This window comes from Serratia ureilytica, assembly GCF_013375155.1.
Taxonomy (GTDB): domain Bacteria; phylum Pseudomonadota; class Gammaproteobacteria; order Enterobacterales; family Enterobacteriaceae; genus Serratia; species Serratia ureilytica.
Genome location: NZ_JABXOF010000011.1, coordinates 229,689 through 251,889 on the forward strand (window position 1 = coordinate 229,689; position 22,201 = coordinate 251,889).

Below are 22,201 nucleotides of genomic sequence, written 5' to 3' on the forward strand. Positions count from 1 at the left end.
GGATGCGTTCTCCCTGCATTCCTTCGGTGTTAATCCTCCCGTTCAGGCTCTACACTACGCTGAAACGGAGGGCCTATGCCGCAATTCGATAACGCTTACTATCAACAATTACCCGGTTTTTACACCGCCCTGAACCCGACGCCGCTCAAGGATGTGCGCCTGCTGTACCACAGTGAGCCGCTGGCGCGCGAGCTGGGGCTGGATGACAGTTGGTTTACTCAGGATAAAACCCCGATTTGGGCGGGGGAAACGCTGCTGCCGGGCATGCAGCCGTTGGCACAGGTGTACAGTGGCCACCAGTTCGGCGTCTGGGCCGGGCAACTGGGCGATGGGCGCGGCATTTTGCTGGGCGAACAAGTCCTGGCGGACGGCAGTCACCGTGACTGGCACCTGAAGGGCGCCGGGCTGACGCCGTATTCACGCATGGGGGATGGCCGCGCGGTGCTGCGTTCGGTTGTCCGCGAGTTTCTGGCCTCTGAGGCGTTGCACCATCTGGGGATCCCCACCACGCGTGCGTTAACTATTGTCACCAGTCAACAACCGGTATACCGCGAGCAGCCGGAACGCGGCGCGATGCTGCTGCGGGTGGCGGAAAGCCATGTGCGCTTCGGTCACTTCGAACACTTTTATTACCGCAAACAGCCGGAGCAGGTGCGGCAGCTGGCGGATTTCGTCATCGCCCGTCACTGGCCGCAGTTGCAGGATCAGGCCGATCGTTACCTGTTGTGGTTTACCGACGTGGTCGAACGCACGGCGCGCCTGATCGCCCATTGGCAAACCGTCGGATTCGCCCACGGCGTGATGAACACCGACAACATGTCGATTCTCGGCATCACCATCGATTACGGCCCTTACGGCTTCCTCGATGACTATCAGCCCGGCTACATCTGTAACCATTCCGACCATCAAGGGCGTTACGCCTTTGATAATCAGCCGGCGGTGGCGTTATGGAACCTGCATCGCCTGGCGCAAACCTTGTCGGGGCTGATGACTGCCGAACAGCTGCAGCAGGCGTTGGCGGCGTATGAACCGGCGTTGATGCGCGCTTATGGCGAACAGATGCGCGCCAAACTGGGCTTCTTCACGCCGACGGCGCAGGATAACGACGTGCTGACCGGCCTGTTGAGCCTGATGGCCCAGGAAGGGCGGGACTATACCCGCACGTTCCGTCTGTTGAGCGAAACCGAACAGCAACAGGCGCAGTCGCCGCTGCGCGATGAGTTTATCGACCGCGCGGCCTTCGACGCCTGGTATCAGCAATATCGTCAGCGTTTGCAGCAGGAGCAGGTCAGCGACGCGGAGCGGCAACGGGCGATGAAGGCGGTGAACCCACGGCTGATCCTGCGCAACTACCTGGCCCAGCAAGCGATTGAGGATGCGGAGAAAGACGACGTCGGCCGTTTGCAGCGGTTGCATCAGGCCTTGCTGCGGCCGTTCGACGATGCGCCGGAGTATGACGATCTCGCCGCGCTGCCGCCGGACTGGGGCAAACATCTGGAGATTTCCTGCTCCAGCTGAGATGAAAAAAGGGCGCCTCATGGCGTAATGCTGGTCAGTTAGCGTTTTTATGCAGGCGTTCGTGAAATTTTCGGTCGATAAAAGTGAGATGCCTCATGTGGCTCACGCACCTCGACCGAGCCAGGGGCCGAAGGCGCGGCCCCTGGCAACCCGCGCCTTTGCCCTGTCAGACGGTTGGCTTTGCCAACTGCCCTCTCTCCGCCATAGCGCATTGAGGCCGGTTGCGACAGGCGTCCCTGCCTGTCTCACCTGAAACCGCCGTCCATGGCGGTTTCTCCTAATGCGCTATGCCTGCGTTCGGCGTCTTCAAGGGCGCCCAACACCGCGCTCATCTCCAACTTCTCTACCACAACCTCATAAGCGACAGATTTCCCGATAGCAGCCAGCTCAGGTGTTGACCTTGGGCGCGCATCACCGGCTGCCGAGCAAGACGGCGTTGTCAGGGGCAACCGGCCAGGGAAGGCCGGTTGAGGCGAGACTAACAGGGACGTTTGTCGCAGCCGACCCGCCCGACAACGCAGACGCGGCGAGGGTATCCGCATAGCGGACAGACGGTGTTAAGCAAAGGCGCGGGTGGAGGGGCCGCGCCATCGGCCCCTCCAATTGCCGTTCATGTTGGCCACAGAGAAATGCGGGACATTTACGGCAATTCCCCTGCACAGAACGCCCAGAGGCTGGATAAAAAAATGCCACTCAGGATTAACTGAGCGGCATTACGCCTCATGGCGCCCTTGAACGTTTCATTGGCGCAGATAGACCTGCGGCAACGACACTTCGGGATGATGAATCACGCCGAGATCGGCCTGGTACCAGCGGGTGAGGATTTCCGTCTGCAACACTTCCTGCGGTGTGCCGCTCGCCACCAGGCGCCCCTGATGCAACAGCAGGATGCGGTCGGCGTACAGCGCCGCCAGATTGAGATCGTGCAGCACACAGCAGACGCCCAGCGGCTGTTGGCGCGTCAACGAGCGCAGCAGGCGCAGGGTATGCTGCTGGTGGTAAAGATCCAACGCCGAAGTCGGCTCGTCGAGGAACAGCCAGGCGGGGGACGGCTGCGGCTGCCACAGCTGTGCCAATACCCGCGCCAGTTGCACCCGCTGCTGTTCGCCGCCGGACAGCTGACGATAGTCGCGCTGCGCCAGCGCCAGGCAATCGGTCTGCGCCATCACCTGTTGGATCGCCTGGTGCTCGTCGCGTTTGCCGTGCGGCGCGCGTCCCATGCTGACCACTTCTTCCACGCTGAAGGGAAACGCCAGATCGCTGTATTGACGCATCACGGCTCGGACTTTGGCCAACTGCTGCGGCGCCCAGTGTTCCAGCGGGCGGCCAAGCAGCCGGCATTCGCCGCAGTCCGGCGTCAAATAGCCGGTCAGCAAACGCAGCAGCGTCGATTTGCCGGCGCCGTTAGGGCCGATAATCGCCACCATTTCACCGCCGGCGAGGCTGAGCGAAACATCGTTGATCAAGCGGCGCGTACCGAGGCTGTAGCGCAGCTCCCGGGCCGTGAGGTTGGCGGCGTTATCCACCGGTTCGCTCCCGCTGGCGCATCACCAGCCACAAGAAGTAAGGGCCGCCGATCAGGCTGGTCATCAATCCCACCGGCATTTCGGCCGGCGCCACCAGCGTGCGCGCCAGCGTGTCGCTGACCAGTAACAGGCAGGCGCCGCCCAGGGCGGAGCAGGGCAACAGCCAGCGGTGATCCCCGCCGAGGCGCATGCGCACCAGATGCGGCACCACCAGACCGACGAAGCCGATCACGCCGCTCATCGCCACCGCCGCGCCGATCAACAGGGCGCTCAACAGCAGCAGCTGCAGCTTGGCGCGCTGAACGTTCACCCCGAGGTAGTGTGCCTCTTCGTCCCCCAGCTGTAACAGGTTCAGACGACGCGCCTGCAGCAGCGTCAGCAGTGCCGTGGGCAGGATCAGCGAGGCGGAAACGGCCAGCGTCGGCCATTGCGACTGGCTGAGGCTGCCCATCATCCACAGCGAGAATTGGCGCAGCTGTTGATCGCTGCTGATGTAGGAGAGCACGCCGATGGCAGCCATACACAGGGCGTTGATCGCGATGCCCGCCAGCAGCAGCCGCGACAGATTGCCGTGCCCGCTGCGGCTGATGCCGTAGATCAACAGCGATACCAGCAGGCTGCCGAGGAACGCCGCCAGCATGTGGCCATACAACGCGATCGTCACCGGCAACGCCAGCGGCATCACGATGAACAGCGCGACAAACAGCGCGCCGCCGCTGCTGATGCCCAGCAGGCTCGGATCCGCCAGCGGATTGCGGAACAGCCCCTGCATTACCGCGCCGGATACCGCCAGCGCACAGCCGATCACCACCGCCAACAGCACGCGCGGCAGACGAATGTTCAGCCAGATGTGCCAGGCGGCGTCGCTGAAGGGTTCGCGCCACAGGGTGCCAAACGACAGCGTCAGCGCGCCCAGGTTAGCGGCGACCAGCGCCAGCAGCGTCAGCAGCACCAGCAGGCCGATGATGGCTAACTGAGGCGAGGTGCGACAGCGCATTACTTTTGCTCCGCCGCGTGGCGCAGTTTGGCCAGCGCCGCCGGCGTTTCCAGACCGAAGCCCAGCAGCGCCATGTCATCGACGATCAGCACGCGACGCTGCTTACCTGCCGGCGTCAACGCCAGACCCGGCAACGTCCACAGTTGCTGTTCGCCGCCGAGGGTGCGCACGCCGTCGGTGGTGACCAGCAACAGGTCCGGCGCGCTGGCGATGACGCCTTCCTGCGACAGCGGACGGTAGCGGTCAAAACCCTGCATGGCGTTTTTCAGTCCGGCGGCGGCGATCACCGCGTCGGCGGCGGTGTGTTGCCCGGCCGCCATCGGCGTAATGCCGCCGTGGCTCATCACAAACAGCACCTTGACCGGCAGCGGAGTGGTATCGACCGCCGCCAGCTGCTGTTGATAGCGCTCGCTCAACTGCTTGCCTTGCTCATCACGCTGCAGCGCGGCGGCGATCGCGGCGATTTTTTGCGGCACCGCTTGCAGGGTGGTGTCACCCGGCACGCTGACGACCTTGACGCCGCTGTCCGCCAGTTGTTTGAGCACCAGCGCCGGCTGCGCCAGCTCGGTCGTCAGCACCAGCGTCGGTTTCAGCGCCAGAATGCCTTCGGCGTTCAGCTGGCGCATGTAGCCGACGTCCGGCAGCTTTTTCACCGCTTCCGGATGCAGGCTGGTGCTGTCGCGGGCGATCACGTCGTCGCCGGCGCCGAGCGCAAAGGCGATTTCCGTCACGTCGCCGCCGATCGAGACGATGCGCTGCGCGGCGGCGGCGGTGAGCGGCAGCGTCAGCGTCACCATCAACGCCAGGCGGCGGATCAAGGAGGATTTCATGCGGCGATGTCCTTGGCGGCGAGCGCGGCGACCTGCTCGCGCCACTGGGTTTGTTCCGGTTGGCCTTCGGTGCGCTGGCCATACAGCTGCGCGATCTGCGTGCCATCTGCGGCGAACAGCTCCAGGCTGGTGACGATGCCGTCTTTGGTCGGTTTGCGGGTGATCCAGCTTTCGGCGATGGCGTTTTCAATCAGGTGCAGCGTGAAGCGGCGGTTGAACACGTTGATCCAGCCTTCCTGCGGCATCAAGCGTTCGATCTGGCCGGTGAAAATCTGCACGCAGCCACGGTTGCCGACGAAGATCATGATCTCATTTTGCTGTTGCTGCGCCGCCTCCAGCAGTTGCGACAGCGCGCTGTTGTCCACCTGATAGGCCAGATCGTCGCCGACAGCGCGGAAGGCCTGCTGACGCGTCAGCTTATTGCGGCTCAGCAGCTGGAAGAACTGGTGCACGTCGGTCATCGCGCGCCATTCAGCGTCGATTTTGGCCTGATCCTGCGTGGCTTCATCGGAGGTGGCCGCCTCGGCGGGCTGCAGCGCCAGCGCCGGGTTTTCTTCGCTCAGGTGGCGTTCCACCAGCGCCATCCAGGCCGGCAGATCGGTTTCCTCGGTGGTGTAGACCTTGTGCAGTGCATCGCCCTGCGGGTCAAAGAACTGAATGCTGTGGCGCACGCCGCGCTTGTTGGTTTCGCTCATGGCGAAGACGCTGGTCCAGTGGTTGAGGAACAGGCGCAGATCCAGCTCGCGCGGGTTGAGGATCAGCCCGGCGTGGCCGTTGAGGTGCTGGTTGCGGTAGCGGCCCATCTGCTCATGCACCGCATAGCTGTTGCGGGTGATGGACTTGGTGACGCCCACTTGCTCGAGTTCGGTCAGCAACGTGCGTGCGTCGGCCTGCAGGCGGCGGGCGTCGTGGCCAACGCGGGCGTGCGTCAGCTCTGCTTCGCTGACGCCAAGGATCGCCGCCAGATCGCGGGCGTATTTACCGGGATGGTCGATTTTAGCCTGTTGGTAACGTTCGTACAGGGTGTTGCTCATGCGGGATTCTCCTGCGCTGTGATGCGAATGGCGGACACACCGGATGTCCGCCAGATAGTCAAATGATCACCACTGGTAGCTGACCAGCAGTTTGGCGTTGCGGCCATCCTGCGGGACGCCCTGCGGCGAGTAGTACTCTTTGTCGAAGGCGTTGCCCAGCACCACGGTGGTGGTGACGCCCTGCAGACGGTCGCGGCCTTTGTAGCTCAGATAGAAGTCGTTAACCCCGTAGCCGCCTTGCTCCGGCGTCCCCGTCTGCACGCGGGTGGCGCGTTCGGCGAAGGTGGCGACCCAACCGGCGGACAGACCGGTTTCGCCCAGCGGCACATCCAGCGAGCTGGTGACGGTGTCCGGATTGATGCTGCTCAACCAGTCACCGGTCGCTTCATTTTTGCCGCGGGTGCGGTTATAAGCCAAATCCCAGCCGAACCAAGAGGTTTTATAGCTGAGCGTAGCGTCCCATCCCCAGATTTTTGCGCGATCGATATTGGTCGAGAAGGTGGTGCAACTGATGCAGTAAGGGCCGCGCGGGCCGCGTCCCAGCTCCATGGTGACGTCGGTTGTGATGTAATCCTTGGCTTTGGTATCGAAATAGCTCGCTTTGAACTGCAAGCTATCATCGGCGAGCAGCAGATCGTCGAAACGCAGGCCAAATCCGTACTCTTGAGTTTCATTGGTTTCCGGTTTCAAATTAGGGTTCGGCACCCAATAGTTGGTGATGGTGGTAGGCCCCATTGGGATGGAGAAGTGTTTGGAGTCGTTGTACATCTCACCCATCGTCGGTGCGCGGAACGCCTGAGAATAGGAGCCGAACAGCATCAGCCAGTCGGTGGGGGTAATGCTGACTGCGCCGCGTGAGGACCATTTGTTCGCATCCACATCGGCATAGCCGTCACTTGAGCCCTTGTAATTGTCATAGCGGGTGCCGGCGAGCAGGGTGACGGGCAGATCGCGCAGCGTGATTTCGTCCTGCAGCCAGCCTGAAGCGAAGTTGATTTTTGCGTGCGGGAAACTTTCGGTCGCTCCGCCCGGCGTTTGCTCCTGTTTGTAAGCCTCGGTGCCGTAGGTCAACAGGTGCGAAGCGAAAGTATCTGCAAACAGGCGTGTGCGGTTTTCGAGTTTGGCGCCTTTAGTGGTTTGTTTGCGCGCTTCATCTTCGCTGCCGCTGGCGTGCGCGTTAATTTTCACGTCCGAGTAATACACTTTCGCTTCAGCATCCAGCCAATCCTGGCCGACCGGCTTCAGTTTGTAACTCAGAGCCGCGTCGCGTTGGATCGTCGAACGATCGGTCATTAAGTTTCCAGCGGAGCTGGCTGGCGTTTGTGGGTTTTTCGGCTCTTGGGCGCTGTTGTTGTAGTAACGAAGGTTGCCGCCCAGCGACTGGTTGTCGTCGATCTTCCAGGTGCCTTTGGCCAGCACGTTGTTGATGGTTTCGTCGTTGGGGGCATCGAAGCCATTGCCCTGGCGCAGATTGCCGACGTCGCGGGTGCCGAACGACAGCAGGCCGTCGAGGTTATCGGTCTTGCCGTAGGCGCTGGCGCCCATGCCCAAGCTGTGATCGCCGCTGCCGGCGGTGCCGTAGACGCGGAACCCGCTGTCGTGGCCTGGCAACAGCAGGTCGGCGGCGTCGACAGTTTCATAAGACACTACGCCACCCAACGCGCCGCTGCCGTACAGCAGGGCAGAAGGGCCGCGCACGATTTCGATGCGCTTCACCAACGCAGGATCTAAAAATGTGCCGTTAATATGGCCGGTATCGGTGCCCTGGCGGATGCCGTCGACCAGCGTCAGCACGCCGCGTCGGTCGTAACCGCGCATCATGAGATCCTGCCCATTGCTGCGGCCGGAGCCCGTGACGGTAATACCCGGCACGCGGCGCAGCATATCGGCAGCGGTCCCCGTAGTTTGGCTTTCCGGCGAACTGCCTTCGATGACCGTCACCATCATCGGCGCTTCAAAGCTGCTGCGCTGATTGCCGGTGGCGACCACGGTCATGGTTTCGTCAGCGGCTTTGGCTTTTTTGGCCGGCGTCGCGGGGGAAGAAGAGGGTGTCGTGCTGGTGTTTTGTGCCAAGGCCACCGTAGGCAGAGCGCAGGCAATCGCCAGACTCAACGCGGAAAAACGCAGCCGGGTGGAAAATGTCAGAGGCATGGTGCAACTCTCCGTATGTAATGAAACATATCAATAGATTTGCTGGCTGCCTGGATCACAAGATCGGGGTGGCTGGCGTTTGAGGATTCTGTGGTTATTTGGTCAGGATCAATTTCCCTGCCTTGGTCTGCCGCAGTTGATAGCGCTGGCCCTGATGGGTAATGAACGCGATGCCGTCGGCGCCGAGCAGCTGTGCGCTGTCGTAGCTGGGCGGCGCGTTTGCGCTGTGCTCGGTCGGGGCCGCGGCGGCGGGAGTTGGCGTGTTGGCAGTATCCATCATCTTTGTGCTTATAAAACAGACCATTAAATGGTAATTAATATCAAATTGAGAATCATTATCATGTGATGGAAAGGTTACATCAAGGAAAATTTTCTTACCGATGGAACCTTTTTGCCGAACGGACATCCGGCGACGGGCCGAACGCGCTCGGCCCGTAAAAAAGAGGGGATTATTTCAGCAGGGTTTCGATACGGTCGAACAGACGCTCAGGTTTGGTGATCGGCGCAAAGCGCGTGACACGTTGACCATCGGCGGTGAGCAGGAATTTGGTGAAATTCCATTTGATGCGGCGGCTGCCCAGAATGCCGGGCGCCAGGCGTTTCAGTTCGTTGAACAGCGGATGGGCGCCGGGGCCGTTGACCTCTATTTTGTTGAACAGCGGGAAACTGACGCCGTAGTTGAGGCTGCAAAAATTGGCGATCTCAAGCGGACTGCCCGGCTCCTGAGAACCAAACTGGTTGCAAGGGAAGCCGAGCACCATCAACCCGCGTTCGCGATAGTATTGCCACAAATTTTCCAGCCCGCGGTATTGCGGGGTGAAGCCGCACTTGCTGGCGGTGTTGACCACCAGGTAAGCGCGCGCCGGGAAATCGCCCAGCGTTTTTTGCTCGCCCTGCAGCGTGACGCAGGGGATGGATAACAGAGAGTGAATCATGCCGGGGCTCCCAGTGCGTTGCGGCGGGTGTTAAAGGATTGCGATCAGTATAGATGAGCGAAACAGGGGAGATAAAGCCGGGGCGTGGCCCCGGCCTACGATAGGCTAGAAGCGGCTATCGATGGCATCCGCCAGCATCGCCAGCAGTTGTTCGCTGTCGGACCAGCTCAGGCAAGGATCGGTGATCGACTGGCCATAGGTCAGCGGCTGGCCGGCGACGATTTTCTGCGTGCCTTCCACCAGGAAGCTTTCCGCCATCACGCCGGTGATGGCGGCAGAGCCGGCGCGGATCTGCTGGCAGACATTGTCGGCCACTTCCAACTGACGGCGATGCATCTTCTGGCAGTTGCCGTGGCTGAAGTCGATCACCAGGTGCTCCGGCAGATCGAATTCACGCAGGCTGTCACAGGCGGCGGCGATATCGCTGGCGTGGTAGTTCGGCGTTTTGCCGCCGCGCATGATGATGTGGCCGTACGGGTTGCCGCTGGTCTGGTAGATGGTCATCTGACCATGTTTGTCCGGCGACAGGAACATGTGCCCGGCACGCGCCGCGCGAATGGCGTCGATGGCGATGCGGGTGTTGCCGTCGGTGCCGTTTTTGAAGCCGACCGGGCAGGAGAGCGCCGAGGCCATTTCACGGTGGATCTGGCTTTCGGTGGTGCGCGCACCGATGGCGCCCCAGCTGATCAGATCGGCGATGTATTGGCCGACGACCATGTCCAGGAATTCGGTGGCGGTCGGCAGGCCGAGCTGGTTCACCTCCAGCAGCAGGCGGCGCGCCATTTCGATGCCGCGGTTGACCTGGAAGGTGCCGTCCAGTGCCGGATCGGAGATCAGGCCTTTCCAGCCGACAACGGTGCGCGGTTTTTCGAAGTAGGTGCGCATCACGATCTCCAGGCGATCCTGGTAGCGTTCGCGCAGGGCGTTCAGCCGGCCGGCGTAATCGACGGCGGCGTCGAGATCGTGGATGGAGCAGGGGCCGATCACCACCAGCAGGCGGCGGTCTTCACCGGTAAGGATTTTTTCAATGCGTTTACGTGACGCTGTCACGTTATCGGCGACGGCCGCCGAGATCGGCAGCTTATCCGCCAACGCTTGCGGCGTGACGAGGCTGTCGATGCGCGCGGTCCGCAGTTCATCTGTTTTGTGCATGTTGTTCCCTGGAAACTGTTCTTCTCTGCGGCAGGAGCGCCGGGAAGTGATGGCGATCACAATAACGCAAAAAGCGCTGAATTCAACCGTAGAGATTGCGTTCTGTTGATCAAAGCCGCGAAAAAAAGCACAAAAAAATCAGCTGCTGCTGAAATAAACGGCAGGCGGCGGGGCGCGATGGCCCCGCGGGGAAAGGTCAGAACATGCGGCGGCTCATGCCGAGGATATCGAGGATTTTGGTGGAGATCTCTTCGACCGAATAGTTGGTGGTGTTGAGGTAGCGGATCTGGTTTTTGCGGAACAGCGCCTCGACCTCGGCGATTTCCATGCGGCACTGGCGCAAGGAGGCGTAACGGCTGTTTTCGCGCCGCTCTTCACGGATCGCCGCCAGGCGCTCCGGATCGATGGTCAGGCCGAATAATTTATGCTGAAACGGTTTCAGCGAGGCCGGCAGATGCAAATTGTCCATATCGTCGGCGATAAACGGGTAGTTGGCGGCGCGGATGCCGAACTGCATCGCCAGATAGAGGCTGGTGGGGGTTTTGCCGCAGCGCGAGACGCCGAGCAGGATCACCTGCGCCTGATCGAGGTTGCGCAGCGAAATGCCATCATCGTGCGCCAGGGTATAGTCGATGGCGGCGATGCGGGCGTCGTACTTGCCGAGATTGCTGGCGGTCAGGCCGTGGGTGCGGTTCGGCACCGGCGTCGGTTCCACATCCAGCTCGCCCTGCAGCGGGCCGACCAGCGCCTGCACGATATCCTGGCAGAAGCCCTGGCTCTGGACGATCACATCGCGCACTTCCGGCGAGATAATGGAGTAAAACACCAACGGGCGCACGCCGGTTTCATGGTAAATATCATCGATTTGCTGGCGAACTGCGCGCGCGCGGGCCTCGGTTTCGACAAACGGCAGGGTATAGGTGGTCGCCGTGACCGGGAACTGCGACAGCACCGCGTGTCCCAGCACTTCGGCGGTGATCGCCGTACCATCCGAAATATAAAAAACGCTTCTTTCCACCCGAGGCTCCTTACCTGAAAACGGTGTTCCTGCTGTCATCACTGTCAATATCATGGGCCGCAGACGATCCGTCGGTAAAGGGGCGAGAGAAAAAATTGTGACGACGGGGCGATAAACCGCCATGCGGCGGCGCAGGCGGAAAGCGCGATTAGCGGCCATAAAAAGTGCGGCCCAGCGGCGCTTTTCCACCTGGAGCGCGAGTTTGCCGTTATTTTCACCAAAAACGGTAGCGTTTGCGCGGTCATTAAAACAGAAGTTTAAAAAGAACGTAATTTGTTGAGAACTAAGCTTTTCGTGCGTTTGGGAACGGTTCCCAGGCAAATCAGCCGGTTAGGACATTCTCTTAAAAACCACTTTCTTCAGTGGGTTGATCGATTCACCTTTCCATTTTCCCCGGATCAGTGTGCTAGTCTGATTCGGCTCCGCGTTTAGCGGCGCCGTAAAGCAAGCGAATTAAATCCGTCTTTACCCTACTGATAGCAATAAGGATTGTCTCGATGTCCAACAATGGCCCAGACTTGCGTAATGTGCTTTGGTACAACCAGCTTGGCATGCACGACGTTGACCGTGTCGGCGGCAAAAACGCTTCCCTCGGTGAAATGATCACCAATCTTTCCGATTTGGGCGTGGCCGTGCCGAACGGTTTTGCCACCACCGCGCAGGCGTTTAACGATTTCCTCGAACAAAGCGGTGTTAACCAGCGCATCTATCAGTTACTGGATCAGACTGACGTTGACGACGTTGCACAACTGGCCAAGGCCGGTGCCCAGATCCGCCAATGGGTGATCGACACGCCGTTCCACGCCGAGTTCGAGCGTGAAATTCATCAGGCTTACCAACAGCTCGCCGACGGCGAACCGGAAGCCTCCTTTGCGGTGCGCTCCTCCGCCACGGCGGAAGACATGCCGGACGCTTCCTTCGCCGGCCAGCAGGAAACCTTCCTCAACGTGCAGGGCATCGACGCCGTGATGGTGGCGATCAAGCACGTGTTCGCGTCGCTGTTCAATGACCGCGCTATCTCTTATCGCGTGCACCAGGGTTACGACCACCGCGGCGTCGCGCTGTCGGCGGGCGTACAGCGCATGGTGCGCTCCGATCTGGCCTCCTCGGGCGTGATGTTCACCATCGACACCGAGTCCGGCTTTGATCAGGTGGTGTTCATCACCTCCGCCTTCGGTCTGGGTGAGATGGTGGTGCAGGGCGCGGTGAACCCGGATGAGTTCTATGTGCACAAGCCGACGTTGCAAAAAGGCAAGCCGGCGATCGTGCGCCGCAACCTGGGCTCGAAAAAAATCCGCATGGTGTACGCGCCGTCGCAGGATCACGGCAAGCAGGTGCGCATCGAAGACGTGCCGGAAGCGCAGCGCAGCCGGTTCTCGCTGACCGATGACGAAGTGCAGGCGCTGGCGCATCAAGCGATCCTGATCGAAAAACATTACGGCCGCCCGATGGATATCGAGTGGGCGAAAGACGGCCACACCGGCAAACTGCTGATCGTGCAGGCGCGCCCGGAGACCGTTCGCTCCAACGAACAGACCATGGAACGCTATCAGCTGAACGGCTCCAGCCCGGTGCTGGTGGAAGGCCGCGCCATCGGTCATCGCATCGGCGCCGGTCCAGTGAAAGTGATTCACGATATCAGCGAAATGGATCGCATCCAGCCGGGCGACGTGCTGGTGACCGACATGACCGACCCGGACTGGGAGCCGATCATGAAGAAGGCCGCTGCGATCGTCACCAACCGCGGCGGGCGCACCTGCCACGCGGCGATCATCGCCCGTGAGCTGGGCATTCCGGCGGTAGTGGGCTGTGGCCACGCCACCGACGTGCTGAAAGACGGCCAGAAAGTCACCGTATCCTGTGCGGAAGGCGACACCGGCTTCGTTTACAGCGACATGCTGGCCTTCAGCGTGCAGAGCTCCGAAGTGACCGAACTGCCGGATCTGCCGCTGAAGATCATGATGAACGTCGGCAACCCGGATCGCGCTTTCGACTTCGCGCGTTTGCCGAACGAAGGCGTGGGCCTGGCGCGGCTGGAATTTATCATCAACCGCATGATTGGCGTGCACCCGCGCGCGCTGCTGGAGTTCGATCAGCAAACGCCTGCGTTGCAAAACGAAATTCGCGCGTTGATGCAGGGCTATGACCACCCGGTCGAGTTCTACGTCGGTCGTTTGACCGAAGGGATCGCGACGCTGGGCGCCGCCTTCTGGCCGAAGCGCGTGATCGTGCGTCTGTCCGACTTCAAATCCAACGAGTACGCCAACCTGGTGGGCGGCGACAAGTATGAACCGCACGAAGAGAACCCGATGCTGGGCTTCCGCGGGGCCGGCCGCTACGTGGCCGACAGCTTCCGCGATTGCTTCGCGCTGGAGTGCGAAGCGGTGAAACGCGTGCGTAACGAAATGGGGCTGACCAACGTCGAAATCATGGTGCCGTTCGTGCGCACCGTGGCGCAGGCGGAAGCGGTGGTGGCCGAGCTGGCGCGTCAGGGGCTGAAGCGCGGCGAAAACGGGCTGAAAGTGATCATGATGTGCGAGATCCCGTCCAATGCGCTGCTCGCGGATCAGTTCCTTGAGCACTTCGACGGCTTCTCCATCGGCTCCAACGACATGACCCAGCTGGCGCTGGGGCTGGATCGCGACTCCGGCGTGGTGTCGGAACTGTTCGACGAACGCAACGACGCGGTGAAAGCGCTGCTGTCGATGGCGATCCAGGCGGCCAAACGCCACGGCAAATACGTCGGTATCTGCGGCCAGGGGCCGTCCGACCATGAAGACTTCGCCGAGTGGTTGATGGAGCAGGGCATCGATAGCCTGTCGCTCAATCCGGATACCGTAGTGCAGACCTGGATCAACTTGTCGAAAAAGAAATAAGGCTTCGGCGCCGCTAAGGCATTAATACCCGGCCGCAGTTTACGCTGCGGCCTTTTTATTTCTGAATGTAAATAACGGCGCGTTAAATAATCAATTTGGCGAAAAAAGAATAAAAAAAAGCCCATCGTAGGAGATGGGCAAAGACTACACACAGCAATTCACATGTATGGCATTACATTGTTCAGAAAGGTTGCTTTAAAATCAGTGATTTGAAGCAATAGATGGCCATAATACTAGATATTTGAACGCGACTAGTCATTAAGAATCATCCTAATCGATAGCGGTATCACCATTTATTTGCGGGCGTTATCTCTTTTTGCATTTTGCAGCAAACACGGATTTACATTGCACCTTTCCATTTGCCGCGCCTTAATCAATAAACAACGGCATTATATTTGGCGAAGATATTACCCGAATGAGGTAGGCGTAGTGAGAGGGGAAACTCTTCCGCCCGGCGATGCGGGCGGAAGGGAGGGCGATTAACGTTTTTCCAGTTCTTCGATCACTTGCTCCGGCGCGGTGGTCGGCTCCGGCGCTTCATCCATCCAGGCGGTCAGCAGGCGATAAGACACCGCCAACACCACCGGGCCGATGAACAGGCCGATCATGCCGAAGGCCAGCAAACCGCCGATAACGCCGGACAGGATCAGCAGCAGCGGCAGATCGGCGCCCATGCGGATCAGCACCGGGCGCAGCACGTTATCCAGCGTGGCCACCACGCAGCTCCAGACCAGCAGCACGGTGCCCCAGGTGGTGTCGCCGTGCCAGTACAGCCAAATGATGGCCGGCACCAGCACCAACAGCGGCCCCAATTGCGCCACACAGCAGATGAAGATCAGCATCGTCAACAGGGTGGCGGCCGGAATGCCGCTTACCGCCAGACCGATGCCGCCCAGTACCGACTGCACCAGCGCCGTCACTACCACGCCCAGCGCGACCGCGCGGATCGCCTGGCCGCCCAGCAGCACCGCCGCATCGCCGCGCGCGGAACCGAGGCGTACCGCAAAGTGGCGGATACCCAGCGCGACCTGTTCGCCGCGCGCGTACAACAAGGCGCTGAACAGCAGCATCAGCGCGCAGTGCAGCAGCAGGCGGCCGATATGCGCCGCCTGCGCCACGAACCAGGTGGCGGTCTGGCCGAAGTATGGCTGTACCTTCGCCAGCAGCGCGGCGCCGCCGGCGTTAACCAGCGTATGGTAGCTGGTATAGAGCTTGTCGCCGATCATCGGGACGGATTGCAGCCAAGCGAGGTCGGGAATATGCAGCTTGCCTGGCGAGCTGGCCCAGGCGATCAACGGCGCGCTGTTATCCACCACGCTGCTGATCAGCAGGGAGATGGGCAGAATGAACAGCAGGATCAACAGCAGGGTCATGACCAGCACCGCCAGCGAGCGGCGGCCCCACAGCAGCTTTTGCAGTTTGAGCAGCAGCGGCCAGGTGGCGATGACCACCATGCCCGCCCAGGCGAAGCCGAGAATAAACGGTTGGATCACCCAGAAACAGGCGACAATCATGATGGCGATAAACAGCACGCCGAAAATAATTCGCGGTAAGTCGTAACGCGATTGCGGGAGTGGCATCAGTGGGTTCTCATCCTGGTCAATTAAATCCCTGGCACCGGCGAATCGGGGTGCCTGTCGGTCGGTTTATCACCGCCGGGCGGCCGCCTGTGGCGGCGCTCGCAGGGCGGTAATAATGTGAATGCCTTCACTAAACGAGTATGTTAGTTTTTAGTGTCACTAAAAAATAGGGTGGGTCTGAATTAAAGGCCCGATTCAGCGTACATCAGCGCATAAAAAATAGACGGACAGGGTCAAAAAAGCGAATGATCCCACAGATTTCTCAGGCGCCCGGCCTCGTTCAACGGGTGCTCGACTTTTTGGAAGCACTGAAGCAAAACGGATTTAACGGCGATACCGCCACCAGCTATGCCGACCGGCTGACGATGGCCACCGACAACAGTATCTATCAGCTGCTGCCCGATGCGGTGGTGTTCCCCCGTTCCACCGCCGATGTGGCGCTGATCGCCCGTCTGGCCGGAGAAGAGCGCTTCAATACGCTGACCTTCAGCCCGCGCGGCGGCGGCACCGGCACCAACGGCCAGTCGCTCAATACCGGCATCGTGGTCGATATGTCGCGCCACATGAACCGCATTCTGGAGATCAACGTCGAACAAGGCTGGGTGAAAGTCGAAGCCGGCGTGATCAAGGATCAGCTGAATCAATACCTGCGGCCGTTCGGCTACTTCTTCTCGCCGGAACTGTCCACCAGCAACCGCGCCACGCTGGGGGGCATGATCAATACCGACGCCTCCGGCCAGGGCTCGCTGGTGTACGGCAAAACCTCCGATCACGTGTTGGGCCTGCGGGCGGTGCTGCTGGGCGGCGAGATGATCGACACCCGCGCCATGCCGACGGCGCTGGCGGAAACGATTGCCCTGGAAGAGACCGCCGAAGGGCGCATCTACCGCACGGTGCTGAATCGCTGCCGCGAGCAGCGCGCGCTGATCCTGGAAAAATTCCCCAAACTCAACCGCTTCCTCACCGGCTACGACCTGCGCCACGTGCTGAGCGACGATCTGCAAACCTTCGATCTGACGCGCATCCTCACCGGTGCGGAAGGCACGCTGGCCTTTATCACCGAAGCGCGGCTGGACATTACGCCGCTGCCGAAGGTGCGTCGTCTGGTTAACGTGAAATACGACTCCTTCGACTCGGCGCTGCGCAATGCGCCCTTTATGGTCGAGGCCAAGGCGCTGTCGGTGGAAACCATCGACTCCAAGGTGCTGAATCTGGCGCGTGAAGATATCGTTTGGCATTCGGTAAGCGAACTGATCGCCGACGTGCCGGATAAAGAGATGCTTGGGCTGAACATCGTCGAATTCGCCGGCGACGACCGCGCGCTGATCGACGGCCAGATGGAGACCCTGTGCCAACGGCTGGATGAACTGATCGCCCAGCGGCAGGCCGGCGTGATCGGGTACCAGATCTGCGGCGACCTGGCGGGCATCGAGCGCATTTACAACATGCGCAAGAAGGCGGTCGGGCTGCTGGGCAACGCCAAAGGGCGCGCCAAGCCGATCCCGTTCGCCGAGGATACTTGCGTGCCGCCGCAGCACCTGGCGGACTATATCGTCGAGTTCCGCCAACTGCTCGACGACCACAAGCTGAGCTATGGCATGTTCGGCCACGTCGATGCCGGGGTGCTGCACGTGCGTCCGGCGCTCGACATGTGCGACCCCCAGCAGGAAGTGCTGATGAAGCAGATCTCCGATCGGGTGGTGGCGCTCACCGCCAAATACGGCGGCCTGCTGTGGGGCGAGCATGGCAAGGGGTTCCGCGCCGAGTACAGCCCTGAATTCTTCGGGGAAACGCTGTACGAGGAGCTGCGCCGCATCAAGACGGCGTTCGATCCGGATAACCGTCTTAACCCGGGCAAGATCTGTGCGCCGCTGGCGGTGGATGCGCCGATGATGCAGGTGGATGCGGTCAAACGCGGCACCTTCGATCGCCAGATCCCGGTCGAGGTGCGCACCTCGTTCCGCGGCGCGCTGGAGTGTAACGGCAACGGCCTGTGCTTCAACTTCGACGTGCGCAGCCCGATGTGCCCGTCGATGAAGATCAGCGGCAACCGCATTCATTCGCCGAAAGGGCGGGCGACGCTGGTGCGCGAGTGGCTGCGTCTGTTGGCCGAGCAGGGCATCGATCCGTTGGCGCTGGAGAAACAGCTGCCGCAGCAGCGCCTCAGCTTGCGCGGTCTAATCGAGAAAACCCGCAACAGCTGGCATGCCGGCAAGGGCGAATACGACTTTTCGCACGAAGTGAAAGAGGCGATGTCCGGCTGTCTGGCCTGCAAGGCCTGTTCCACCCAGTGCCCGATCAAAATTGACGTGCCGGGGTTCCGTTCGCGCTTCCTGCAGCTTTACCATACCCGCTACCTGCGCCCGGTGAGCGACTACATGGTCGCCGGCGTAGAGAGCTATACCCCGTTGATGGCCCGCGCGCCGAAGGTGTTCAACTTCTTCTTCCGCCAGCCGTGGCTGCGGGAGATGAGCCGCAACGCCGTCGGCATGGTCGATCTGCCGCTGTTGTCCAGCCCGACGCTGCGTCAGCAGCTGTCAGGCCACCGGGCGACCACGCTGACGCTGGAACAGTTGGAAGGGTTGAACGCCGAGCAACGTGAAGAACACGTGCTGATTGTTCAGGATCCGTTCACCAGCTATTACGACGCCAAAGTGGTGGCGGATTTCGTCCGGCTGGTGGAAAAGCTCGGTTATAAACCGGTGCTGCTGCCGTTCTCGCCGAACGGCAAGGCGCAGCATGTGAAGGGCTTCCTGACGCGGTTCGCCCGCACCGCGCGCAAAACCGCCGATTTCCTCAACCGCGTGGCGCAGCTCGGCATACCGCTGGTGGGCGTCGATCCGGCGCTGGTGCTGTGCTATCGCGACGAATACCGCGAGATCCTCGGCGCCGAGCGCGGCGATTTTCAGGTGCAGCTGGTGCATGAATGGTTGCAACAGCGGATCGCGGATCGCGCCGAACAGCCGGCGACCGGCGAACCCTGGTATCTGTTCGGTCACTGCACTGAAACCACCGCGCTGCCGGCCAGCGGCCAACAGTGGGCGGCGATCTTCGCCCGCTTCGGCGCCAAACTGGAGAACGTCAGCGTCGGCTGCTGCGGCATGGCCGGCACTTACGGCCATGAAGCCAAGAACCTGCAAAACTCGCTCGGTATTTATGAGCTATCATGGCATCCGACGCTGCAGCGTTTGCCGCGTCAGCGCTGCCTGGCGACCGGCTATTCCTGCCGCAGCCAGGTGAAACGCATTGAGGGCAATGGCGTGCGCCACCCATTACAGGCACTTCTGGAGATGATTGAGTGAAATTGTGGAAACGTGAAACATCGCTGGAGCAGCTGAACCGCGCCGGCGACGGCTGCATGGTCAGCCATGTGGGCATCGAGTTTACTCAGCTGGGCGAGGATTTCCTGGAAGCCACCATGCCGGTGGACGGCCGCACCCGGCAGCCGTTCGGGCTGTTGCACGGCGGGGCGTCGGTGGTGCTGGCGGAATCGATGGGCTCGATGGCCGGCTACCTGTGCAGCGAAGGCGAACAGAAGGTGGTAGGGCTGGAGATCAACGCCAACCACCTGCGGGCGGTGTTCGATGGCCAGGTGCGCGGGGTGTGCCGCGCACTGCACGTTGGCCGCCGTCATCAGGTGTGGCAGATAGAGATCTTCGACGCGCGCGATCGGCTGTGCTGCACCTCGCGTCTGACCACGGCGGTCATCGACTGATCCCCGCCGGTTTCCGCAGGCGATCGGCCTGCGGAGCGCTTCGTTTTACAGCTGAAACGGCACGCGTTTGACGAAGTCCTTCTGAAACGCGTTCGCCTTCTCCCAGGTGCCTTCCATCGCATATTTTTGGCAGATCAGCGTCAGCGTGTGGCGGGCGAAGTGGTAGCTTTGCACCCGAAACAGCTGGCAGCGCTGCGGATTGTTGATCTCGACGATCAGCCGGTTGTGCAGCTTGCTGAGCGCGTGCAGATAGCTGTCATCATCGCCGTTCTCCAGGCAAAGATTGGCCATGGTGAGGCTGACGCTGTTGTACCGCTTCAGATGATCAATATTGCATTCCGGGCGGCGCAGCGCCGCTTCGGCCATATAAAAGTCCACCGTGGCGTCGCGCACGCTGAATTTGTAGTCATCAATCTTGCCCAGCAACCATGCGTTGATCGAAAGAGTCATTGGCTTCGCGCTCAAATTCAAATTGAATGATAATCATTATCATATAAACTGCCGCGTTGCCGATCAATCCCCGTGGCGGCGTTTTTTCATTCCATGGGGGTAAAAGGCCATCGACGGCCCAACTTAACCCAGAGCGACTAAACTTTAACTTAAAGGCCGCGCCTTGCGCCGCGGCGCAAAATGCCGATAAACGCACATTTACGACAGACAGAATGCAGAAATAGGTATTTTCTATGAATGTTTAGATCGGCAACGCACCGCGGCGCTGTAACGCTGACGGGCCACCGGGGAGTGCGGTACGGTGATGCAGGATAAAGAACAAATTCATAGGGATAGCATGCACGCCTTGCCGCCACACGCCGCAAGCCGCCACGGATGTCCCGCTGGCTTGCCGCACGCCGCAGCGAAAAACCGCGCTCGCGGCGGATACCCCCGCAAAACAAACGGTTGAAGTGATAATCGTTATCACTAACATATAAGTAACCCAGATTGGCTGTGGCCAAACACGAGTGTGAGGTAGACCCTATGCAAACGGAAAATGTCGGCACTTTTTCTTTGGACGAGAATGTCTGGCAAGGCATTTCGCTCAGCGACAGCGCCGTACGACAAATAACGAAACTGATGCAGCAGGATCCGCAGGTGAAAGGGCTGCAGCTAGGGGTAAAACAATCCGGCTGCGCCGGCTTTGCCTATGTGCTGGATCTGACCCGCGAACCCGCCGATGACGATCTGCTGTTTGAGCGCGACGGCGCCAAACTCTATGTGCCGCTGAAGGCGATGCCGTTTATTGACGGCACCACGGTAGATTATGTCCGCGAAGGGCTGAATCAGATATTCAAATTCAATAACCCTAAAGCTCAGCATGCCTGCGGGTGCGGCGAGAGTTTTGGCGTTTGAGCGATGCAATCAACATGACACGAAGCAATGTAGAAATGCCTAATGAAGTGCAGGCTTGGGTCAGCGAAGGTCGCTACAAAGAAGGTTTCTTCACCCAGCTGGCAACCGATGAGTTGGCCAAGGGCATCAACGAAGAGGTGGTGCGCGCTATCTCGGCCAAGCGCAACGAACCCGAGTGGATGCTGGAATTCCGCCTCGAGGCCTACCGCGCCTGGCTGCAGATGGAAGAGCCGCACTGGCTGAAGGCCAATTACGAACGCCTTAACTACCAGGACTACAGTTATTATTCGGCGCCGTCCTGCGGCAGCTGCGACGACGCCTGCGGTTCGCAGCCCGGCGCCGAGCAGCAACCGGGCGCGGCGACGGAAAAAGATTACCTGACCAGCGAAGTGGAGCTGGCGTTCAACCAGCTCGGCGTGCCGGTGCGCGAGGGCAGCGAGGTGGCGGTGGACGCTATCTTCGACTCGGTCTCGGTCGCCACCACTTACCGTGAAAAACTGGCGGAGAGCGGGGTGATCTTCTGCTCGTTCGGCGAAGCGATCCAGGAATACCCGGATCTGGTGCGCCAGTATCTGGGGCGCGTGGTGCCGTCCAACGATAATTTCTTCGCCGCGCTGAACGCCGCGGTGGCCTCCGACGGCACCTTCGTCTACGTGCCGAAGGGCGTGCGCTGTCCGATGGAGCTGTCGACCTATTTCCGTATCAACGCCGCCAAAACCGGCCAGTTCGAGCGCACCATTCTGATCGCCGACGAAGGCAGCTACGTCAGCTACATCGAAGGCTGTTCCGCCCCGGTTCGCGACAGCTATCAGCTGCACGCGGCGGTGGTGGAAGTGATCCTGCATAAAGACGCCGAAGTGAAATACTCGACGGTGCAGAACTGGTTCTCCGGCGGCGAGAGCAAGGGCGGCATCCTCAACTTCGTCACCAAGCGCGCGCTGTGCGAAGGCGCCGGCTCGAAAATGTCCTGGACCCAGTCGGAAACCGGCTCGGCCATCACCTGGAAATACCCGAGCGTGATCCTGCAGGGCGACAATTCGATCGGCGAATTCTTCTCGGTGGCGCTGACCAGCGGCCATCAGCAGGCGGACACCGGCACCAAGATGATCCACATCGGCAAAAACACCAGGTCGACCATCATCGCCAAAGGCATTTCCGCCGGGCACAGCGAGAACACCTATCGCGGCCTGGTGAAAATCCTGCCGGGGGCGGAAAACGCCCGTAACTTTACCCAGTGCGACTCGATGCTGATCGGGCCGGACAGCGGCGCCCATACGTTCCCTTACGTTGAAGCGCGCAACAACAGCGCGCAGCTGGAGCACGAAGCCACCACCTCGAAGATTGGCGACGACCAGCTGTTCTACTGCTTGCAGCGGGGCATCAGCGAGGATGACGCCATTTCGATGATCGTCAACGGTTTCTGCAAGGACGTTTTCTCCGAGCTGCCGCTGGAGTTCGCCGTCGAGGCGCAGAAACTTTTGGCCATCAGCCTGGAACACAGCGTGGGCTAATCGCCGCATTT

At 60.6% G+C, this 22,201-nt stretch carries 17 protein-coding genes and 1 other RNA gene; 6 read left to right on the forward strand and 12 right to left on the reverse strand.

Annotation, left to right across the window (positions count from 1 at the left end):
* Window positions 1-75 precede the first annotated feature (75 nt).
* Window positions 76-1,518, forward strand: coding sequence for a protein adenylyltransferase SelO (locus tag HWW83_RS20560; RefSeq protein ID WP_176589520.1), 1,443 nt, complete (start codon window positions 76-78; stop codon window positions 1,516-1,518).
* A gap of 740 nt (window positions 1,519-2,258) precedes the next feature.
* On the opposite strand, the gene HWW83_RS20565 is transcribed toward HWW83_RS20560, so the two are convergent.
* From HWW83_RS20565 to ppsR, 9 genes are all read right to left on the reverse strand, one after another.
* The gene (locus HWW83_RS20565) at window positions 2,259-3,044 is read right to left on the reverse strand and encodes a heme ABC transporter ATP-binding protein (protein WP_033642893.1); all 786 of its coding nucleotides are present in this window, start codon (window positions 3,042-3,044) and stop codon (window positions 2,259-2,261) included.
* Window positions 3,037-4,041, reverse strand: a complete 1,005-nt coding sequence (locus tag HWW83_RS20570; RefSeq protein WP_044031352.1) for a FecCD family ABC transporter permease — start codon at window positions 4,039-4,041, stop codon at window positions 3,037-3,039. Before HWW83_RS20570 ends, HWW83_RS20565 begins: the two co-directional genes overlap by 8 nt.
* Window positions 4,041-4,871 (reverse strand): heme/hemin ABC transporter substrate-binding protein, encoded by an 831-nt coding sequence (locus HWW83_RS20575; protein WP_033642895.1) that lies wholly within the window; start codon window positions 4,869-4,871, stop codon window positions 4,041-4,043. Before HWW83_RS20575 ends, HWW83_RS20570 begins: the two co-directional genes overlap by 1 nt.
* Window positions 4,868-5,905, reverse strand: coding sequence for a hemin-degrading factor (locus tag HWW83_RS20580; RefSeq protein WP_033642896.1), 1,038 nt, complete (start codon window positions 5,903-5,905; stop codon window positions 4,868-4,870). Before HWW83_RS20580 ends, HWW83_RS20575 begins: the two co-directional genes overlap by 4 nt.
* A gap of 66 nt (window positions 5,906-5,971) precedes the next feature.
* Window positions 5,972-8,056 (reverse strand): TonB-dependent hemoglobin/transferrin/lactoferrin family receptor, encoded by a 2,085-nt coding sequence (locus tag HWW83_RS20585; RefSeq protein WP_176589521.1) that lies wholly within the window; start codon window positions 8,054-8,056, stop codon window positions 5,972-5,974.
* 94 nt (window positions 8,057-8,150) lie between these two features.
* Window positions 8,151-8,333 (reverse strand): hemin uptake protein HemP, encoded by a 183-nt coding sequence (gene hemP, locus HWW83_RS20590; protein WP_016927944.1) that lies wholly within the window; start codon window positions 8,331-8,333, stop codon window positions 8,151-8,153.
* A 172-nt stretch (window positions 8,334-8,505) separates the two neighbouring features.
* The gene (locus tag HWW83_RS20595) at window positions 8,506-8,991 is read right to left on the reverse strand and encodes a glutathione peroxidase (RefSeq protein WP_033642898.1); all 486 of its coding nucleotides are present in this window, start codon (window positions 8,989-8,991) and stop codon (window positions 8,506-8,508) included.
* 105 nt (window positions 8,992-9,096) lie between these two features.
* Window positions 9,097-10,143 (reverse strand): 3-deoxy-7-phosphoheptulonate synthase, encoded by a 1,047-nt coding sequence (locus HWW83_RS20600; protein ID WP_033642899.1) that lies wholly within the window; start codon window positions 10,141-10,143, stop codon window positions 9,097-9,099.
* 196 nt (window positions 10,144-10,339) lie between these two features.
* Window positions 10,340-11,200, reverse strand: coding sequence for a posphoenolpyruvate synthetase regulatory kinase/phosphorylase PpsR (gene ppsR, locus HWW83_RS20605; RefSeq protein ID WP_160880175.1), 861 nt, complete (start codon window positions 11,198-11,200; stop codon window positions 10,340-10,342).
* 458 nt (window positions 11,201-11,658) lie between these two features.
* Between ppsR and ppsA the strand changes: the two genes are divergently transcribed.
* Window positions 11,659-14,037 (forward strand): phosphoenolpyruvate synthase, encoded by a 2,379-nt coding sequence (ppsA, locus tag HWW83_RS20610; RefSeq protein WP_122004175.1) that lies wholly within the window; start codon window positions 11,659-11,661, stop codon window positions 14,035-14,037.
* A 109-nt stretch (window positions 14,038-14,146) separates the two neighbouring features.
* Here ppsA and rprA read toward each other — a convergent pair.
* Window positions 14,147-14,256, reverse strand: an RNA gene (gene rprA, locus HWW83_RS20615) — antisense sRNA RprA.
* A gap of 260 nt (window positions 14,257-14,516) precedes the next feature.
* Window positions 14,517-15,617 (reverse strand): AI-2E family transporter YdiK, encoded by a 1,101-nt coding sequence (gene ydiK / locus HWW83_RS20620; protein ID WP_042784360.1) that lies wholly within the window; start codon window positions 15,615-15,617, stop codon window positions 14,517-14,519.
* A 245-nt stretch (window positions 15,618-15,862) separates the two neighbouring features.
* Between ydiK and ydiJ the strand changes: the two genes are divergently transcribed.
* Both ydiJ and menI read left to right on the forward strand, forming a co-directional pair.
* Complete coding sequence (gene ydiJ / locus HWW83_RS20625) at window positions 15,863-18,919, forward strand: D-2-hydroxyglutarate dehydrogenase YdiJ (protein WP_089194687.1); 3,057 nt, start codon at window positions 15,863-15,865, stop codon at window positions 18,917-18,919.
* Window positions 18,916-19,332 carry a 1,4-dihydroxy-2-naphthoyl-CoA hydrolase gene (gene menI, locus HWW83_RS20630; protein WP_016927938.1) on the forward strand — a complete coding sequence of 139 codons (417 nt, stop codon included), beginning with the start codon at window positions 18,916-18,918 and terminating at the stop codon, window positions 19,330-19,332. The genes ydiJ and menI overlap by 4 nt, the downstream gene beginning before the upstream one ends.
* A 45-nt stretch (window positions 19,333-19,377) precedes the next feature.
* Here menI and HWW83_RS20635 read toward each other — a convergent pair whose 3' ends face one another.
* A complete protein-coding gene (locus HWW83_RS20635) occupies window positions 19,378-19,782 on the reverse strand; it encodes a hypothetical protein (protein ID WP_004931369.1) in 405 nt (134 codons plus the stop codon).
* 525 nt (window positions 19,783-20,307) lie between these two features.
* On the opposite strand from HWW83_RS20635, the gene sufA reads away from it, so the two are divergent.
* Together sufA and sufB are read left to right on the forward strand one after the other, a co-directional pair.
* Window positions 20,308-20,679: a Fe-S cluster assembly scaffold SufA gene (gene sufA, locus HWW83_RS20640; RefSeq protein ID WP_004931368.1), complete on the forward strand. Its 372-nt coding sequence runs from the start codon at window positions 20,308-20,310 to the stop codon at window positions 20,677-20,679.
* 14 nt (window positions 20,680-20,693) lie between these two features.
* Window positions 20,694-22,190 carry a Fe-S cluster assembly protein SufB gene (gene sufB / locus HWW83_RS20645; protein ID WP_004931367.1) on the forward strand — a complete coding sequence of 499 codons (1,497 nt, stop codon included), beginning with the start codon at window positions 20,694-20,696 and terminating at the stop codon, window positions 22,188-22,190.
* Window positions 22,191-22,201: the final 11 nt, after the last annotated feature.

Bases quoted from the DNA above. Each gene is read 5' to 3' on its own strand.
- HWW83_RS20560 (WP_176589520.1), top strand. From the start codon at position 76: ATGCCGCAATTCGATAACGCTTACTATCAACAATTACCCGGTTTTTAC.
- HWW83_RS20570 (WP_044031352.1), bottom strand. From the start codon at position 4,041: ATGCGCTGTCGCACCTCGCCTCAGTTAGCCATCATCGGCCTGCTGGTG.
- HWW83_RS20575 (WP_033642895.1), bottom strand. From the start codon at position 4,871: ATGAAATCCTCCTTGATCCGCCGCCTGGCGTTGATGGTGACGCTGACG.
- HWW83_RS20580 (WP_033642896.1), bottom strand. From the start codon at position 5,905: ATGAGCAACACCCTGTACGAACGTTACCAACAGGCTAAAATCGACCAT.
- HWW83_RS20585 (WP_176589521.1), bottom strand. From the start codon at position 8,056: ATGCCTCTGACATTTTCCACCCGGCTGCGTTTTTCCGCGTTGAGTCTG.
- hemP (WP_016927944.1), bottom strand. From the start codon at position 8,333: ATGGATACTGCCAACACGCCAACTCCCGCCGCCGCGGCCCCGACCGAG.
- HWW83_RS20595 (WP_033642898.1), bottom strand. From the start codon at position 8,991: ATGATTCACTCTCTGTTATCCATCCCCTGCGTCACGCTGCAGGGCGAG.
- HWW83_RS20600 (WP_033642899.1), bottom strand. From the start codon at position 10,143: ATGCACAAAACAGATGAACTGCGGACCGCGCGCATCGACAGCCTCGTC.
- ppsR (WP_160880175.1), bottom strand. From the start codon at position 11,200: ATGACAGCAGGAACACCGTTTTCAGGTAAGGAGCCTCGGGTGGAAAGA.
- ppsA (WP_122004175.1), top strand. From the start codon at position 11,659: ATGTCCAACAATGGCCCAGACTTGCGTAATGTGCTTTGGTACAACCAG.
- ydiK (WP_042784360.1), bottom strand. From the start codon at position 15,617: ATGCCACTCCCGCAATCGCGTTACGACTTACCGCGAATTATTTTCGGC.
- ydiJ (WP_089194687.1), top strand. From the start codon at position 15,863: ATGATCCCACAGATTTCTCAGGCGCCCGGCCTCGTTCAACGGGTGCTC.
- HWW83_RS20635 (WP_004931369.1), bottom strand. From the start codon at position 19,782: ATGACTCTTTCGATCAACGCATGGTTGCTGGGCAAGATTGATGACTAC.
- sufA (WP_004931368.1), top strand. From the start codon at position 20,308: ATGCAAACGGAAAATGTCGGCACTTTTTCTTTGGACGAGAATGTCTGG.
- sufB (WP_004931367.1), top strand. From the start codon at position 20,694: ATGACACGAAGCAATGTAGAAATGCCTAATGAAGTGCAGGCTTGGGTC.